Below are 15678 nucleotides of genomic sequence, written 5' to 3' on the forward strand. Positions count from 1 at the left end.
CGGCCACTACCAGCAGCTGCGCCCGGTGACGTTCCCGCGCGCGGCCTGACCGGCGACACCGCGACACCGCGGCGCGCGGCGCGCGGCGCCGGCGCCGGCGCCACGCGGCATACCGGCGGGTAACCCGATCTGTCTGGTTTCTCACAGCACCCGCGTCGCACCAGTCCCATGGGGACAGATAATCTGACGGACGAACTACGGCCGCCGTCGTCCAGCACTGGACGCTTGCCGCCGCCACCATTCTTCGGCTTGAAAGGGACGCGCAGTGGCCCAGTCAGCTACCGGGACGCTCTACCGCGGACGCGAGGGCATGTGGTCGTGGGTGGCCCACCGGATCAGCGGTGTGCTCATCTTCCTCTTCCTCTTCGCGCACGTGCTCGACACGGCGCTCGTGCGGGTCTCCCCGGAGGCCTACAACGACATCATGGAGACCTACAAGAACCCGATCGTGGGGCTCGGCGAGGCCGGCCTCGTCGCGGCGGTGATCTTCCACGCGCTCAACGGTCTGCGGATCGTGGCGGTGGACTTCTGGTCCAGGGGCCCGCGCGTGCAGCGCCAGATGTTCTGGGCCGTGGTCATCGGTTTCGTCGTGCTCTTCGCGCCCTTCGCGATCCGGCACCTGAGCATCGTCTTCTCGCACTGAAAGGGCAGCTGATGACCGCAACCACGAGCGAGCCCACCGCCCTCCCCGCGCAGAAGTCGCGCTACGCCCGACGGTCCAAGGGCCGCGGCAACTTCGAGCTCTGGTCCTGGGTGTTCATGCGCGGGTCCGGCGTCCTGCTGCTGTTCCTCGTCTTCGGCCACCTGTTCGTCAACCTGATGCTGGGCGAGGGCATCAACCAGATCGACTTCGCGTTCGTCGCCGGCAAGTGGTCGAACCCGTTCTGGCAGACCTGGGACATGCTGATGCTCTGGCTGGCCGAGCTGCACGGCTTCAACGGCGTTCGCACGATCATCAACGACTACGCGGAGAAGAACAGCACCCGCATCATCCTGAAGACGCTGCTCGTCCTGAGCGCCCTGATCGTGCTCGTGCTCGGCACCCTGGTGATCTTCACCTTCGACCCGTGCATCGACCCCGCCTCCACCCTCGAGCAGTGCAAGTAAGGAACCGACACTGATGCAGACGCACAAGTACGACGTCGTCATCGTGGGGGCCGGCGGTGCCGGTATGCGTGCCGCCCTGGAGTCCTCCAAGCGCACGCGCACCGCGGTGCTCACCAAGCTCTACCCCACCCGGTCCCACACCGGCGCGGCCCAGGGCGGCATGTGCGCCGCCCTCGCCAACGTCGAGGAGGACAACTGGGAGTGGCACACCTTCGACACCGTCAAGGGCGGCGACTACCTCGTCGACCAGGACGCTGCCGAGATCATGTGCCGTGAGGCCATCGACGCGGTCATCGACCTCGAGAAGATGGGCCTGCCGTTCAACCGCACGCCCGAGGGCCGGATCGACCAGCGCCGCTTCGGCGGGCACACCCGCAACCACGGCGAGGCCGCCGTGCGCCGCTCCTGCTTCGCGGCGGACCGCACCGGCCACATGATCCTCCAGACGCTCTACCAGAACTGCATCAAGCAGGGCGTGGAGTTCTACAACGAGTTCTACGTGCTCGACCTGCTCATGAGCGAGGGCCCGGACGGCGTGCAGCGCACCGCCGGCGTCGTGGCCTACGAGCTGGCCACCGGCGAGATCCACGTCTTCCAGGCCAAGTCCGTCGTGTTCGCCACCGGCGGCACCGGCAAGGTCTTCAAGACCACCTCCAACGCGCACACCCTCACCGGTGACGGCATGGGTGTGGTGTTCCGCCGCGGCATCCCGCTCGAGGACATGGAGTTCTTCCAGTTCCACCCGACCGGTCTGGCCGGCCTCGGCATCCTCCTGTCGGAGGCCGCCCGCGGTGAGGGCGGCATCCTGCGCAACGCCGACGGCGAGCGCTTCATGGAGCGCTACGCCCCCACCATCAAGGACCTCGCGCCGCGCGACATCGTCGCCCGCTCGATGGCCAACGAGGTGCGCGAGGGCCGCGGCGCCGGTCCGAACAAGGACTACGTGCTGCTTGACCTGACCCACCTCGAGCCGGCCCACATCGACGCCAAGCTCCCCGACATCACCGAGTTCGCGCGCACCTACCTCGGTGTGGAGCCCTACACCGAGCCGGTGCCGGTCTACCCGACCGCCCACTACGCCATGGGCGGCGTGCCGACCAACGTCGAGACTGAGGTGCTGCGCAACAACACCGACGTCGTCCCCGGCCTGTATGCCGCCGGCGAGGTCGCCTGCGTGTCGGTCCACGGCTCGAACCGCCTGGGCACCAACAGCCTGCTCGACATCAACGTCTTCGGCCGCCGCGCCGGCCTCGCGGCCGCCGAGTTCGCCGCCAACGCCCCGTGGGTCGACCTGCCCGAGCAGCCCGAGGCCCTCGTCGTGGGCATGGTCGAGTCGATCCGCGGTCGCGCCAGCGGCGAGCGCGTCGCCGACCTGCGCCGCGAGCTGCAGGAGACCATGGACCGCAACGTCCAGGTCTTCCGCACCGAGGCCTCGATGAAGGAGGCACTCGGCGTCATCGAGTCCCTCAAGGAGCGCTACGCGAACGTCGTGGTCCAGGACAAGGGCAAGCGCTACAACACCGACCTCCTCGAGGCTGTCGAGCTCGGCTTCCTGATCGAGCTGGCCGAGGTCATCACCCTCGGCGCGCTGGCTCGCAAGGAGTCCCGTGGCGGCCACTTCCGCGAGGACTACGAGGCCCGCGACGACGTCAACTTCATGCGGCACACCATGGCCTACCGGGCGCCGGTGACCGAGGTCGCCAACGGGCCGCGGTTCGCTGACGAGGTGCGCCTCGACTACAAGCCGGTGACCGTGACCCGCTACCAGCCGATGGAGCGCAAGTACTGATGACTGCCACTGTGGAAGAGAAGAAGACCGAGGCGAAGGCAGGGGCGGTCCCGAGCTTCACGGTCACGCTGCGCGTCGAGCGGTACAACCCCGAGACCGACAGCGCTCCCCACTTCGAGGACTACCAGGTCACGGCGCACGCCACCGACCGCGTGCTCGACGCCCTCCACCAGATCAAGTGGGACCAGGACGGCTCGCTCAGCTTCCGCCGGTCGTGCGCGCACGGCGTGTGCGGCAGCGACGCGATGCGCATCAACGGCAGGAACCGGCTCGCCTGCAAGACGCTCATCAAGGACGTCAACCCCGGGAAGCCCATCACCGTCGAGCCGATCAAGGGCCTTCCCGTCGAGAAGGACCTCATCGTCGACATGGAGCCGTTCTTCGACGCCTACCGCGAAGTGATGCCCTTCCTCGTCACCACCGGCAACGAGCCCACGCGCGAGCGCATCCAGAGCCAGTCCGACCGCGACCGCTTCGACGACACGACGAAGTGCATCCTGTGCGCCGCGTGCACGACCAGCTGCCCGGTGTTCTGGAACGACGGCCAGTACTTCGGCCCGGCCGCGATCGTCAACGCCCACCGCTTCATCTTCGACAGCCGCGACGAGGGCGGCGCCCAGCGCCTCGAGGTCCTCAACGACAAGGAGGGCGTGTGGCGCTGCCGCACGACCTTCAACTGCACGGAGGCCTGCCCGCGGGGCATCGAGGTCACCAAGGCGATCCAAGAGGTCAAGCGCGCGCTGCTGACGAACGCGTTCTAGCGCGCGACGTGCGACGACGACACCTGACCGCCGCCGCTGCCAGCCTCCTGCTGGCGGTCGGCGGCGCCGTCGTGTCCCCTGCGGCCGGCTCGCCCGCGTCGGCAGCCCCAGCCGCGCCCAGCCCCACGCCGGCGCCACGGACCCCGACCCTGCCCGTGCCCAGGGAGACGGTCGACCCCCGGCTCTCGGTCGGCGGGGAGCGTCTGGCGTCCATGGGCGTCGTCGTCGACCTCCCGCCCGGCGTGCCCGCTCCCCCGGCGCTGCGCAACGTGTCCTGGCTGCTGGCCGACCTGGACACCGGGGAGGTCATCGCCGCCAAGGCCGCCCACGCCCGGCTGCTGCCCGCGAGCACGCTCAAGACGCTGACCGCGCTGACCCTGATCCCGCGGGTCGACGCCCGCCGCTCGTACACCGCGACCGCTGCCGACGCGAACGCCGACGGCACCCGCGTCGGCCTCCTTCCCGGGCAGTCCTACACCGGCAGCCAGCTCTTCAGCGCCCTCCTGATGGCCTCCGGCAACGACGCTGCCTACGCCCTGGCGCGTGCGGGCGGTGGCCTGCCGGCCACCCTGTCGGCGATGAACGAGCAGGCACGCTTCCTGGGCGCTCACGACACGGTCGCCAAGGACCCCTCCGGCCTGGATGCCCCGGGCCAGAGCTCCAGCGCCTACGACCTGGCGCTGATCGGTCGCGCGGCCATGCAGCTGCCGGAGTTCCGGGCCTATGTCACGACCCGGCAGATCGCCTTCCCGGGCCGTCCCGGCAAGGGAGGGAAGAGGTCCACCTACGTCGTCTCCAACCACAACCGGCTGCTCTACAACTACGAGGGCACCATCGGGATCAAGAACGGCTACACCAGCGCCGCCAAGCGCACCTTCATCTCGGCGGTCAGCCGCGGCGGGAAGCGCTACATCCTCACGGAGATGCACGGCCTCGACCCGAGCTGGCGCGCGCAGGCCGCCATGTACGACTGGGCCTTCCGCTACGGCGAGCGGGCGACTCCCGTGGGCTCGCTCGTCGAGCCCGGCACCGTGACCGAGCCGCCGGCGCTCCCATCCGCCACCACCGCCGCCGTGCCCGCGCCGGGCAGTCCTGCTCCGCCACAGGCGGCGGGGGACGTCGTGGCCCTCCCCGCGCTCCGCTCGGGGTCCCGGTGGGCGCTGAGCGAGGCTGGCCTTGCACCCTGGGTCGGCTTCGGTGGCCTGGGCGCGGCGGTCCTGCTCGTGGGCGTGTTCGCGACCCGCGCCATCACCCGCACCACCCGTCGCCACTAGGGCACGCCCCCGCGGGAGCGCTCGCGCGGCCCCGGCGCAGGTCGCACCCCTAGCGCAGGGCGCGCCCCACCATCGTCCGTACGCCGCGGAGCAGGCCGCCGATCGCGAAGGCACCCGTGGCACCGAGGACCGCCCCCGCGGCGAGCGTCGTCCGGTCGGAGGCACGCCGGCCGAACGTGGGCAGTCCGGCGTCGGTGCGCTGCCGGTCCGTCAGGGGGCCGGTCTCGGGGCCCTCGAGGAGCTTGCGCTGCTGGGCCTCGCTCAGGTCCGCGACCGGTGTGGCCACGACCAGGTCGTTCGCCGCCCAGGCTGCCGAGATGAGCACCAGCCGTGACATCAGGTTGAGCCACACGAGGAGGCCGACGACGAGCGCGAACGACGCGAACAGCGGGTTGCCGAGGGTGCCCTGGAGCAGCACGGTGCCGAACTTCTTCAGCAGCGTCAGGGCCACCCCGCCGAAGAGCGCGGCGTTGCGCAGGACCGGCCAGGGGATGTCCACCCCGGCGAGCGCCCGCAGCATCAGCGCGATGATGACCCCGTCCAGGGCCATGCCGACGAGCAGCGAGACGACGGTCAGGGGCCACCCCTGCTCCCCGAGCCCGATGAGGTCAGAGACCCACCCTGCCGCGGCACCGGCCACGGCACCGACAGCGGCGGAGACGACGATGGCGACACCGAAGAGGACCATGACGCCGAGGTCGCGCAGCTTCGCCGTCACGAGGTTGCCCGACCTGCCCTGGATGCCGAACACCGCACGGATGGCCTCGCGGAGCGCGCCGAGCCAGCCCAGGCCGGCCACCAGCAACAGGACCAGGGAGACGATCCCGCTGAGGGTGAGCGTCTGGTTGGTCGGCGCCTCGATGGCGATGATCCCGTCGGGGTTGCTCTCGGTCTTGACGAAGACGGGGAAGGTCTCGATGAAGTAGTTCTCCACCTCGGCGAGGAGCTGGGGCCTCTCCTGGAGGACGAGCCCGAAGATCGTGAACCCCAGCAGCAGCGCCGGGAAGATCGAGAAGAACGCGAAGTACCCCACACCGCCGGCGAGGACGTTGCCCCGGGTGTCGCCGTAGCGCTTCCACGCCCGCAGCAGGTGGGTCTGCTGGGCGCGCGCCCACCACGCCTTGAGCCGGTCCACCTCAGCCGCCGTTCAGCGCGAAGGAGCGGACCGGGCGCCAGACCTGGTCGGTCCCGTGCTCGTAGAGGTGGAACTCGCGCACGTCGAACCGGCACTCGAAGTCGGCCAGCTCGGTGAACGCCCGGTCGAGGCTCTCCTCCGGGACGTCGTGGGCGACCGTGACGTGCGGGTGGTAGTAGAACGCGAGGTCGCGCTTGAGCGGACCGCTCCGGATCGCCTGCTCGAGCAGCTCGCACTCCGCGAGGCCACGGGAGACCTGCACGAACACGACGGGCGAGATCGGCCGGAACGTGCCGGTGCCGCGCAGCACCATCGGGAAGGCGTGCCCGTCCTCGGCGACCTGCTCGAGGTGCGCGACCGCACGCCCGAGGTCGTCCTCCGCCACCTCGGTCGGCGGCAGCAGGGTCACGTGCGTCGGGATCGACTCGGCCAGCGGGTCGCCGAACGACGCGCGCTTGGCCTGCAGCATCTCTGCGTGGGGTGACGGGATGGCAATGGACACACCGATGGTGGGCACGGCCTCGACCCTACCGAACGCTGGGCAGCAGCCCCACGCGGTCGCGAACACGCGCCATCGTCGCCTGCGCGACCTCGCGCGCCCGGTCGGCCCCCTGGGCGAGCATGCGGTCGAGCTCGGCGGGGTCGTCGAGCAGCTCGGCCATGCGCTTCTGGAACGGCTCGACCGCTGCGACCACCACCTCCGCCACCTCGCGCTTGAGGTCGCCGTAGCCACGGCCCTCGAAGTGCCGCTCGAGGTCCTCGACGGGGGTCCCGGACAGCGCGCTGTGGATGACCAGCAGGTTCGACACGCCCGCCTTGGTCTCGGGGTCGAAGCGGACCTCGCGCCCGGTGTCGGTCACCGCGGACTTGATCTTCTTGGTGATCCGCTTGGCGTCATCGCTGAGCAGGATGAGCCCCGCGTCGGCGGAGGTCGAGCCCGACATCTTCGACGTGGGGTCCTGCAGGTCCATGATCTTCGCGGTCGACTTGAGGATGTGCGGCTCGGGGACCACGAGGGTCTGGCCGAAGCGGGTGTTGAAGCGCTGGGCGAGGTCGCGCGTGATCTCGAGGTGCTGGCGCTGGTCCTCGCCGACCGGCACGCGCTGCGCGTCGTACATGAGGATGTCGGCGGCCATGAGCATCGGGTAGGTGAACAGCCCGACGTTGGCGTTCTGCCCCTTGGCCGTCTTGTCCTTGAACTGCGTCATGCGACTGGCCTCGCCGAAGCTGGTGAGGCAGCTCATCACCCACCCGAGCTCGGCGTGCTCGGTGATGTGGCTCTGGCAGAACACCGCCGACTGGGCCGGGTCGACCCCTCCGGCGATGAACTGGGCGGCCGTGACCCGCGTGCGGTGCCGCAGCACGTCAGGCTCCGTCGGCACGGTCAGCGCGTGCAGGTCGGCCACGAAGTAGTAGGCGTCGAACCCGTCCTGCAGGCCCACCCAGTTGACGAGCGCACCGATGTAGTTGCCGAGGTGCAGGGAGTCACTGGTCGGCTGCATGCCGGAGAGGATCCGGGGCAGGCTCGAGGTCGGGGTCGGCGCAGACATGCCCGCCATTGTGTCAGGTGAGGTGCAGCACGAATCCCTGGGCCGGAGCGAGCACCGGCATCGGCAGCCCCACCTGCCCGAGCAGGGCTCCGCTGAGCCGGAGGTCACCCTCCAGGGCCTGCTGCCACCACCCGGGAGCCGCGGTCTGCACGGTGTGGGGCAGGCCCGCCTCGCCCCTGACCCGCACGCTGTACGTGCGCTCCGGGTCCAGGCCCGGCAGCGGCACGAGTCCTGCCACAGCCGGTGGAGCGGTGTGGGTGCGCAGCACCGTGTATGCCGCGTGCGTGCGGTCCGCGGCGACCGTGCCCGTCAGGAGCAGCCCGTCGTCACCGGGGAGGCCGGCTCGCACCAGGTCACCGGTGTGCAGCAGCGGCCGCAGCTCCTTGTAGAGCGCCGCCCAGCCGGCCAGCGCCTCGAGCTCGGAGGCGTCGCACGTGGTGATGTCCCACTCCAGCCCCGCGTGGCCCTGCAGCGCCAGGAGCATCCGGAAGGGCAGGTCCAGGGTGCGGTGCGTCGTGTGCGCCGTGGGCGCCCCGATGTGGGTCCCCATCAGCTCGGCGGGCACGAGCAGGGAGGTCCAGCGCTGGATCTGGGCCCGCTCGAGGGCGTCGTTGCAGTCGCTCGTCCAGATCCTGTCGGTCCGGGCCAGGACGCCGAGGTCGACGCGCGCCCCGCCGCTCGCGCACGACTCGATCTCCAGGTGCGGGTGGGACGCACGGAGCCGGTCGAGCAGGGCGTAGAGGGCCACGGTCTGCGCGTGCACCGCGGGCCGGTCGGCCCCCGACGCGTCGCTGCGCACCGCCTCGTGCAGGTCGCGGTTGTGGTCCCACTTGATGAAGTCGATGCCGTACTCGGTGACCAGGCGGCTGACCTGGGCCTCGATGTGCGCGGCCGCCTCGGGGTTGGCGAGGTCGAGCACCTGCTGGTGCCGCCACTCCCGCGGGTGACCGGCGCGCGGGCCGAGCACCCAGTCGGGGTGCCTGCGCACCAGGTCGGAGTCGACGTTGACCATCTCGGGCTCGAACCACAGCCCGAACTCCATGCCCAGGCCCTTGACGTACGTCACGATCGGGCCGAGGCCCTGCGGCCACAGGTCCGGCGAGACCCACCAGTCCCCCAGACCGCGCCGGTCGTCCCGCCGACCGCCGAACCAGCCGTCGTCGAGGACGAAGCGCTCGACCCCGATCGCGGCGGCGGTGTCGGCCAGCTGCCGCAGGCGTGTCAGGTCGTGGTCGAAGTAGACGGCCTCCCAGGTGTTGAGGACCAGCGGCCGTGGCCTGCCGGACTGGACCGCACGCGCGCGCTGGCTGCGGTGCAGCCGCCGTGAGATGCCGTCCAGCCCCCCGGTGGAGTGGACGAACACGACGTCCGGCGCGGCATACGTCTCGTGCGGCGCGAGCCGGATCTCGCCCGGCTCGAGGAGCTCGCCTCCGCCGAGCACCGCGGAGTGCATCCCTGCCCCCTCGGGAAGCCGCTCCACGAGGTGCTCGTGGTTGCCGCTCCACGCCACGTGCACGGACCACACCTCGCCCGAGCGAAAGCCGAACCCGGGGGTGCCGACAGAGAGCAGGAGGGTGGCGTCGTGGCCGGTGCGGCCCCGCCGCGAGGCCCGCAGGTGGGTGCCGTCGGTCAGCATCCGGCGCTGCGGGGAGCGCTCGCGGCACCACCTGCCGGTGAGGTCGAGGACCTCGGTGGCCCGGGAGGGGAGCGGCAGCAGCAGGCGCAGCGCGGCCAGGTCGAGGAGTGCGCTGTCGTCTCCCACGTTCGCGGCCGTGCCGGAGGCGGTGAGGACGCCGTCACCGTCCAGACGGTAGGACAGCGTGACCTCCACCCCACCGTCGGTGGCGACGACGCGGATCTCGCTCTCCCCCAAGGTCTGCGACGTCGCATCCCAGCGCGGCGCGGCTCCCCCGCCCGCACGGTGCGCGGCATACCCAGGGGTGCCCGACCAGCCGTCGGCCTGGCTCGGCAGCACGGTGAGCGGCCACGGCGCGTCGAAGGCGCTGTGCGGCACCGGCCCCTCGACGAGCCGTGGCAGGTCTGCCACCGCCTCGTCGGGCAGGTCGGCTCCCCAGTGCAGCACCCGAGGAAGGCCGGGGCCGGAGGTGTCGAGGACGAGGGCGGTCCCGGCGGACCGCAGGACGGCGAGGTCGTGCGTCATCCCTTGGTGGCTCCCAGCGTCAGGCCGGCGACGAACTGCTTCTGCAGCACGAAGAAGACGATGAGGGTGGGCAGCGCGACGACGACCGACCCAGCGGCGACGAGGTTGTTGTCGGTGAAGAACTCACCGCGCAGGTTGTTCAGCGAGCTCGTCACGGGGAACTTGTCACCGGACTGCAGCAGCACGGTCGCCCAGAAGAACTCGTTGTAGATCCACGTGACCTGCAGGGTGGCCAGGGCCGCGAGTGCGGGGCGGCAGAGCGGCAGGGTGATCTGGAAGAACTGCCGCGTCACGCTGGCACCGTCGACGACCGCCGACTCGTAGAGCTCCCGCGGGAGGGCCTTCATGTAGTTGGACAGGACGAAGGCGCAGAACCCCGTCTGGAAGGCGACGTTGACCGCGATCAGGCCCCAGTAGCTGTTGAGGAGGGTCCCCGACTCGCTGAACCAGAAGGGCACCTCGATGGCGCGGAACATCCGGTAGACGGGGATCAGCAGCGCCTGCGGCGGCAGGAGGTTGGCCGCCGTGAACAGGCCGAGCAGCGCGAGGTTGAACCGGAAGGAGAAGCGAGCCACGACGAACGCGATGCAGCACGACAGGAACAGCGTCAGCAGCACCGCGGGGATCGTCACGATGGCCGAGTTGACCATCGTCTGCGAGAAGTTCGCCTGGGACCAGGCGTCCTTGTAGTTCTGCAGCGTGAAGCCGCCGAAGGACAGGTAACCGTGCTCCGCGGTGTAGGCGTAGTCCCGGAAGCTCGCCAGCACGGCATACGCGACGGGGAAGATCCACAGCAGCGCCATGACCGCGAGGAAGCCCTGCACGGCCAGCCGTTCCCGCCGGCTCCGCCCTCCGGGAGAGCCCCCGCGGCGGGGCGCCGCCGGGTTGCGGGTGCCGACCTGCCGGGGCGCGTCGTTCGCTCGGCTGGCGGTGGCGGTCATGACTGCTCCCTCATGATGTAGCGGATGTACAGGGCCACGAAGACCGAGGAGAGGACGAGCATGATCGAGGCGATGGCCGACCCGAACCCGATTCGGCTCGCCTCGCCCACCACGTTGGACGTCACCAGCGTGCCCAGCAGCTCGAGGCCGTTGCGGCCCTTGTTGATCACCCAGGCCAGGTCGAACGCGCGCAGCGACTCGATCACCGTGATGACCAGGACGATGATGTTGATCGGGGCCATCACGGGGAAGACCACCTTGAAGAAGGTCGTCCGCTCGTTGGCGCCGTCCACCTTCGCCGCCTCACGCAGCGAGGGGTCCACGCCCTTGAGCCCGGCCAGGTAGAGCAGCATGACGTAGCCGACGTGCCGCCAGCTCGAGGCCACGAGGGCGGCCCACAGGTTGTACTGCGGGTCGCCGTACCAGTCGATCGTGGAGCCGGTCACCTGGTTGATCAGGCCCTGGTCACGGCTGTAGATCAGCTGCCAGATGAACCCGACGAGGGCGAGCGAGAGCACCACCGGCAGGTAGATCGCCGTCTGGTAGACCCGGGTCCCGCGCAGCTCCCGGTCGAGCAGCACGGCGAGGAACATCCCGAACGGCGTCGCGACCAGGAACATCACCGCGAGCCAGATCAGGTTGTGCTGCACCGCCGGCCAGAACGGCGGGTAGATGCTGACCACGTCGCTGTAGTTCTTCGTGCCGATGAACTCCACGGAGGAGACCGGCCCGATGCCGTCCCAGTTCGTGAACGACAGCAGGACCGAGCCGATCGCCGGCACCCAGACCAGCCACAGCACCAGCAGCGTCGGGACGACGACCATGAGGCCGACGACGACACGGTCCACACCTGACAGCTGGTTGATTCCCTTGTACTTGGCCATGGTTTCCTCGGTCGCTCGTCAGCGGGCTCAGCTGGACTCGTCAGCGGGCTCAGCTGGAGAAGATGCTCTGCTTCTGCTTCTCGATGCTGTTGACCAGGCCGTCGATGTCCTTCGGGTTCTTGATGAACTGCTGGATCGCCGGGATCATCACGGTGCTCGCGAAGTCCGGGCGCGTGTCGCGGTCCATGAACTGGGCGATGGACTTCGCGGACTTCACGAACTCGACCGACTTCTTCTGCAGGGCGGTGTAGCCCGACTGGTCGGCGTTCTCGTTCGTGGCGATCACGCTGGGGTCGGCCTTGACCACGATGTCCTGCGCGTCGGCGTTCCCCACGTAGCTCAGCAGCTTGAGCGCACCAGCCTCGTTCTTGGGCCGCTTGGACATCATGTAGCCGTCGATCGGCGCCTCGATGGCGTCGGAGCCGATCGCCGGGTCGATCTCCGGGAAGTTGAAGAAGTCGAGGTCGTCCTGCTCGGCGCCCTGCTTGAACTGCTGAGCGACGAACGAGCCGAGCAGGTAGACCCCCGCCTTGCCCTGCTGGAGCGTCTGGGCGGCTTCCTGCCAGGTGCGCCCGAGGGAGTCCGGCTGGTGCATGGGGAGGAGCCCTGCCCAGGTGTCGAAGACCTTCTTGACCTTGTCGCTGTTCCAGGCCTCCTCGCCGGCCATGAGGCTGACGTGGAAGTCGTAGCCGTTGACGCGGAGGTTCAGCTGGTCGAAGGTCCCCATGGCGGGCCAGCCGTCCTTGTCGCCGAAGGCGATCGGGACCAGGCCGTCCTTCTTCATCTGCGCGCCGAGGGCCGTGAACTCGTCCATCGTCTTCGGCACCTCGTAGCCGTACTTCGAGAACACGCTCTTGCGGTAGAAGAGGGCCCACGGGTAGTAGGTCGACGGGACGAAGTACTGCTTGCCGTCGTCCCCCGTCGACGACTTCTTCAGCGCCTCGGTCATGCCCTGGATGTTCTTCCAGGCCTCCCCCACGTCACCGGCGAGGTCGCGGCTGGCGAAGAACCGCATGCGGTACCCGGCGAACCACATGAAGACGTCGTCCGGCGAGCCCTGCAGGTAGTTGTTGATGTTCTCCTGGAACGAGTTGTGGTCGATGGTGTTGATCTTCACCGTCAGGCCGGGGTTCGCCTTCTGGAAGGCGTCCATCACGCTCTGGATGGCAGCCTTCGGCACAGCGTCGGACTGGTTCGAGCCCAGGGTGACGGTGCCGGTGGCGGCACCCGAGGAGGAGCCGCCGTCGCCGCCACACGCCGTGAGCAGCGACGGAGCAGCGAGGAGGGTGCCAGCGCCGAGGGCGCCCCGGAGGAGGGTGCGCCTCGAGACACCCTTGACCGAGTCGGGCACCAGGCTGGCGAGGTATTCGTCGTGGGTGGCGGGGCGCGACATGTCGTCTCCTTTGACGCAGCGGATGCGGGTGTCGTGGGGCCTCTGCCGCGTCACATGTTCGCTCAGAAACCACCAATACCGAACGAGCATGTTCCGGAGGTGAACCTCCTGTCAAGGGGCTGCAACCAACTCGTTGCCTTCGGCACACTGCACGGAAGACGCTCAGTGGCAGCAGCGTCCGCGCCGCCCAGCCCCGGGACGCGACAGGGCTCGACGCCGCACCCGGTCGATGTTGGTTTCTGTTGACATCAACGACACTGGCGGTCAACACTGTGTGGCATGCGTCCGTGGCCCACAGACCGGATCGCCCTCGGGGGCGACTACAACCCCGAGCAGTGGCCGCGCGCGACGTGGCGCGAGGACATGGCGCTCATGCGCGAGGCAGGCGTCTCGTTCGTCACGCTCGGAGTCTTCTCGTGGTCCTGGCTCGAGCCGGCCAAGGGCGAGTACGACTTCGGCTGGCTCGACGAGGTCATGGGGCTGCTGCACGAGAACGGCATCGCCGTCGACCTCGCCACCGCGACCGCCACTCCGCCGCCCTGGCTGTCGGCCGCCCACCCGGAGATCCTGCCCGTGGACCGCGACGGCCACACCCTGTGGCCCGGCAGCCGGCAGGCCTGGTGCCCGAGCTCCCCGGTCTACCGCGAGCACGCCCTCGCCCTGACCACCCAGCTGGCCCGGCACTACCGCGACCACCCCGCGCTGGCGCTGTGGCACGTCTCGAACGAGTACGCCTGCCACAACCTGCCGTGCTACTGCGACACCTGCGCCGGAGCGTTCCGTCGCTGGCTCAGGCAGCGCTACCCGGGGCTCGACGCCGTCAACGACGCCTGGGGGACGGCCTTCTGGAGCCAGCGCTACACCGACTGGGACCAGATCCTGCCGCCGCGGCGCACGACCACCTTCGCGAACCCGACGCACCAGCTCGACTTCGCCCGGTTCGGCTCCGACACCCTGCTGGACTTCTTCCGCGAGGAGAAGGCGGTGCTCGTCGAGCACTCCCCCGGGGTGCCGGTGACGACCAACTTCATGACCCTCACCCACTTCCGCCACCTCGACTACCACGACTGGGCCCCGGAGCAGGACGTCGTCAGCACCGACCACTACGTCATCGAGTCGCTGGAGCACCCGCGCGCCGAGCTGGCGTTCAGCGCCGACCTCACGCGGGGCATCGCCGGTGGCGCCCCGTGGATGCTCATGGAGCACTCGACGAGCGCCGTCAACTGGCAGCCGGTCAACCGGGCCAAGGCACCCGGGCAGACGATCCGCGACAGCCTCGCCCACGTCGCCCGGGGCGCCGACACGATCGGCTTCTTCCAGTGGCGGCAGTCCCGGGCCGGGTCGGAGAAGTTCCACTCGGCGCTCGTCCCCCACGCAGGCCGCGACAGCGCGAGGTTCCGCGAGGTGTGCGAGCTCGGCGCCATCGCCGGGCGGCTCGGCGAGGTGCGCGGGTCCAGGGTCGAGGCCGACGTCGCCATCCTGTGGGACTACCAGGCCGGCTGGGCGGCATCCGGCCCCGCGATGCCCTCGGGTGACCTCGAGTACGCCCTCGTCGGACAGTCGATCCACCGGCTGCTGCGCGGGCGCGGCATCACTGCGGACGTGGTGCACCCGAGCGCCGACCTGACCGCCTACCGGGTCGTCGTCGTCCCGACGCTGTACCTCGTCCGTGACGAGCACGCCGCCGCGATCGCCGCAGCCGCGGAGTCGGGTGCCCAGGTGCTGGTGACGTTCTTCTCCGGGATCAGCGACGAGCACGACCACGTGCGCCTCGGGGGCTACCCCGGGGCGTTCCGCGACCTGCTCGGGGTCCGGGTGGAGGAGTTCTTCCCCCTGCTCCCGGGCGAGACCGTCGCCCTGTCCGAGGGCACCGGACGGCTCTGGAGCGAGGACGTCACGCCCACCACGGCCGAGGTCCTGGGCGTGTATGCGGAGGGCCCCCTCGCCGGGCGGCCCGCCGTCACGCGCGCCCGGGCCGGAGGTGGCAGCGCGTGGTACCTCAGCACTCTTCCCGACGACCAGAGCCTGGACGCCGTGCTCGGGCGCATCGTCACGGCTGCCGGCGTCTCGCCCGCCGCGGAGGTCGCCCCCGGCGTCGAGGCCGTCCGTCGCCGCGGCGAGCACGGCTCCTGGCTGTTCCTCGCCAACGACACCGCGCAGGAGCAGACGGTCGAGGTCGCAGGGCACGACCTCGTGAGCGACCGCCCCGTCGGCAGCGTCGTCCTCGAACCCGGCGGCGTGGCCGTCGTCCGGGAGGCCTAGCCCATGCTCGCCAGCCAGCGCCGCGCCACCATCGCGTCCCTCGTCGCCGAGTCCGGCGCGGTGCGGGTGGCCGACCTCGTCGAGCAGCTCGGTGTCTCCGACATGACCATCCGCCGGGACATCGAGCAGCTGGCCCAGGAGGGGGTCCTCGAGCGCGTCCACGGCGGGGCCCTGGCCCTGGGGGCCCGCAGCAGCGAGGAGCCCGGCTTCACCGCCAAGTCGTCCCTGATGACTCGGCAGAAGCGCGCCATCGCGGCGGCCGCAGCCGCGTTGGTCGAGCCGGGCGCCGCGATCGGGATCTCCGCAGGCACGACGACCTACGAGCTGGCGCGAGTGGTGCGAGGCGTCCCGGACCTCACCGTCGTCACGAACTCCATCCCGGTGGCCCAGCTGCTCCACGAGTCCGGCACGCCCGGCCAGA

Annotated in this window: 14 protein-coding genes; 7 read left to right on the forward strand and 7 right to left on the reverse strand. The window is 70.2% G+C overall.

The genetic code is table 11. The annotated features are described in order from the left end of the window. Positions 1–265 precede the first annotated feature (265 nt). From sdhC to VIB11_RS16725, 5 genes are all read left to right on the forward strand, one after another. Entirely contained in the window at positions 266–643 is a 378-nt protein-coding gene (sdhC, locus tag VIB11_RS16705) for a succinate dehydrogenase, cytochrome b556 subunit (RefSeq protein ID WP_275810164.1), read from the forward strand. A gap of 11 nt (positions 644–654) precedes the next feature. Beyond that, the gene (locus VIB11_RS16710) at positions 655–1107 is read left to right on the forward strand and encodes a succinate dehydrogenase hydrophobic membrane anchor subunit (RefSeq protein WP_332057200.1); all 453 of its coding nucleotides are present in this window, start codon (positions 655–657) and stop codon (positions 1105–1107) included. 13 nt (positions 1108–1120) lie between these two features. Further along, positions 1121–2896 carry a succinate dehydrogenase flavoprotein subunit gene (sdhA, locus tag VIB11_RS16715; protein ID WP_332057201.1) on the forward strand — a complete coding sequence of 592 codons (1776 nt, stop codon included), beginning with the start codon at positions 1121–1123 and terminating at the stop codon, positions 2894–2896. Further along, positions 2896–3657, forward strand: a complete 762-nt coding sequence (locus VIB11_RS16720) for a succinate dehydrogenase iron-sulfur subunit (protein WP_332057202.1) — start codon at positions 2896–2898, stop codon at positions 3655–3657. The genes sdhA and VIB11_RS16720 overlap by 1 nt, the downstream gene beginning before the upstream one ends. A gap of 155 nt (positions 3658–3812) precedes the next feature. Then, positions 3813–4931, forward strand: coding sequence for a hypothetical protein (locus tag VIB11_RS16725; RefSeq protein WP_332057203.1), 1119 nt, complete (start codon positions 3813–3815; stop codon positions 4929–4931). A 49-nt stretch (positions 4932–4980) separates the two neighbouring features. On the opposite strand, the gene VIB11_RS16730 is transcribed toward VIB11_RS16725, so the two are convergent. The 7 genes from VIB11_RS16730 to VIB11_RS16760 are packed head-to-tail and all read right to left on the reverse strand — an operon-like array spanning position 4981 to position 12995. Next, the gene (locus VIB11_RS16730) at positions 4981–6066 is read right to left on the reverse strand and encodes a YihY/virulence factor BrkB family protein (RefSeq protein ID WP_332057204.1); all 1086 of its coding nucleotides are present in this window, start codon (positions 6064–6066) and stop codon (positions 4981–4983) included. Between the two features lies 1 nt (position 6067). After that, a complete protein-coding gene (locus tag VIB11_RS16735; RefSeq protein WP_332057205.1) occupies positions 6068–6583 on the reverse strand; it encodes a 2'-5' RNA ligase family protein in 516 nt (171 codons plus the stop codon). Between the two features lie 10 nt (positions 6584–6593). Continuing rightward, a complete protein-coding gene (trpS, locus tag VIB11_RS16740; protein ID WP_332057206.1) occupies positions 6594–7625 on the reverse strand; it encodes a tryptophan--tRNA ligase in 1032 nt (343 codons plus the stop codon). Between the two features lie 4 nt (positions 7626–7629). Beyond that, positions 7630–9777 (reverse strand): alpha-galactosidase, encoded by a 2148-nt coding sequence (locus VIB11_RS16745; RefSeq protein ID WP_332057207.1) that lies wholly within the window; start codon positions 9775–9777, stop codon positions 7630–7632. Next, positions 9774–10718, reverse strand: a complete 945-nt coding sequence (locus VIB11_RS16750; protein ID WP_332057208.1) for a carbohydrate ABC transporter permease — start codon at positions 10716–10718, stop codon at positions 9774–9776. Before VIB11_RS16750 ends, VIB11_RS16745 begins: the two co-directional genes overlap by 4 nt. Continuing rightward, positions 10715–11602: a sugar ABC transporter permease gene (locus VIB11_RS16755; protein WP_332057209.1), complete on the reverse strand. Its 888-nt coding sequence runs from the start codon at positions 11600–11602 to the stop codon at positions 10715–10717. Before VIB11_RS16755 ends, VIB11_RS16750 begins: the two co-directional genes overlap by 4 nt. A 49-nt stretch (positions 11603–11651) precedes the next feature. Beyond that, positions 11652–12995, reverse strand: coding sequence for an ABC transporter substrate-binding protein (locus tag VIB11_RS16760; protein ID WP_332057210.1), 1344 nt, complete (start codon positions 12993–12995; stop codon positions 11652–11654). 279 nt (positions 12996–13274) lie between these two features. Here VIB11_RS16760 and VIB11_RS16765 point away from each other — a divergent pair, with 279 nt between their 5' ends. Beyond that, positions 13275–15257 (forward strand): beta-galactosidase, encoded by a 1983-nt coding sequence (locus tag VIB11_RS16765; RefSeq protein ID WP_332057211.1) that lies wholly within the window; start codon positions 13275–13277, stop codon positions 15255–15257. Between the two features lie 3 nt (positions 15258–15260). Then, positions 15261–15678 (forward strand): DeoR/GlpR family DNA-binding transcription regulator (locus VIB11_RS16770; protein WP_332057212.1); only part of this gene is annotated, 418 nt, incomplete at its 3' end.

The organism is Pedococcus sp. (genome assembly GCF_036554925.1).
Taxonomy (GTDB): Bacteria; Actinomycetota; Actinomycetes; order Actinomycetales; family Dermatophilaceae; genus Pedococcus_A.

What these genes read in the sequence shown, in the direction of transcription:
- VIB11_RS16710 (WP_332057200.1), top strand. Translation starts at nt 655, where the DNA reads ATGACCGCAACCACGAGCGAGCCCACCGCCCTCCCCGCGCAGAAGTCG.
- sdhA (WP_332057201.1), top strand. Translation starts at nt 1,121, where the DNA reads ATGCAGACGCACAAGTACGACGTCGTCATCGTGGGGGCCGGCGGTGCC.
- VIB11_RS16720 (WP_332057202.1), top strand. Translation starts at nt 2,896, where the DNA reads ATGACTGCCACTGTGGAAGAGAAGAAGACCGAGGCGAAGGCAGGGGCG.
- trpS (WP_332057206.1), bottom strand. Translation starts at nt 7,625, where the DNA reads ATGGCGGGCATGTCTGCGCCGACCCCGACCTCGAGCCTGCCCCGGATC.
- VIB11_RS16745 (WP_332057207.1), bottom strand. Translation starts at nt 9,777, where the DNA reads ATGACGCACGACCTCGCCGTCCTGCGGTCCGCCGGGACCGCCCTCGTC.
- VIB11_RS16750 (WP_332057208.1), bottom strand. Translation starts at nt 10,718, where the DNA reads ATGACCGCCACCGCCAGCCGAGCGAACGACGCGCCCCGGCAGGTCGGC.
- VIB11_RS16755 (WP_332057209.1), bottom strand. Translation starts at nt 11,602, where the DNA reads ATGGCCAAGTACAAGGGAATCAACCAGCTGTCAGGTGTGGACCGTGTC.
- VIB11_RS16760 (WP_332057210.1), bottom strand. Translation starts at nt 12,995, where the DNA reads ATGTCGCGCCCCGCCACCCACGACGAATACCTCGCCAGCCTGGTGCCC.
- VIB11_RS16765 (WP_332057211.1), top strand. Translation starts at nt 13,275, where the DNA reads ATGCGTCCGTGGCCCACAGACCGGATCGCCCTCGGGGGCGACTACAAC.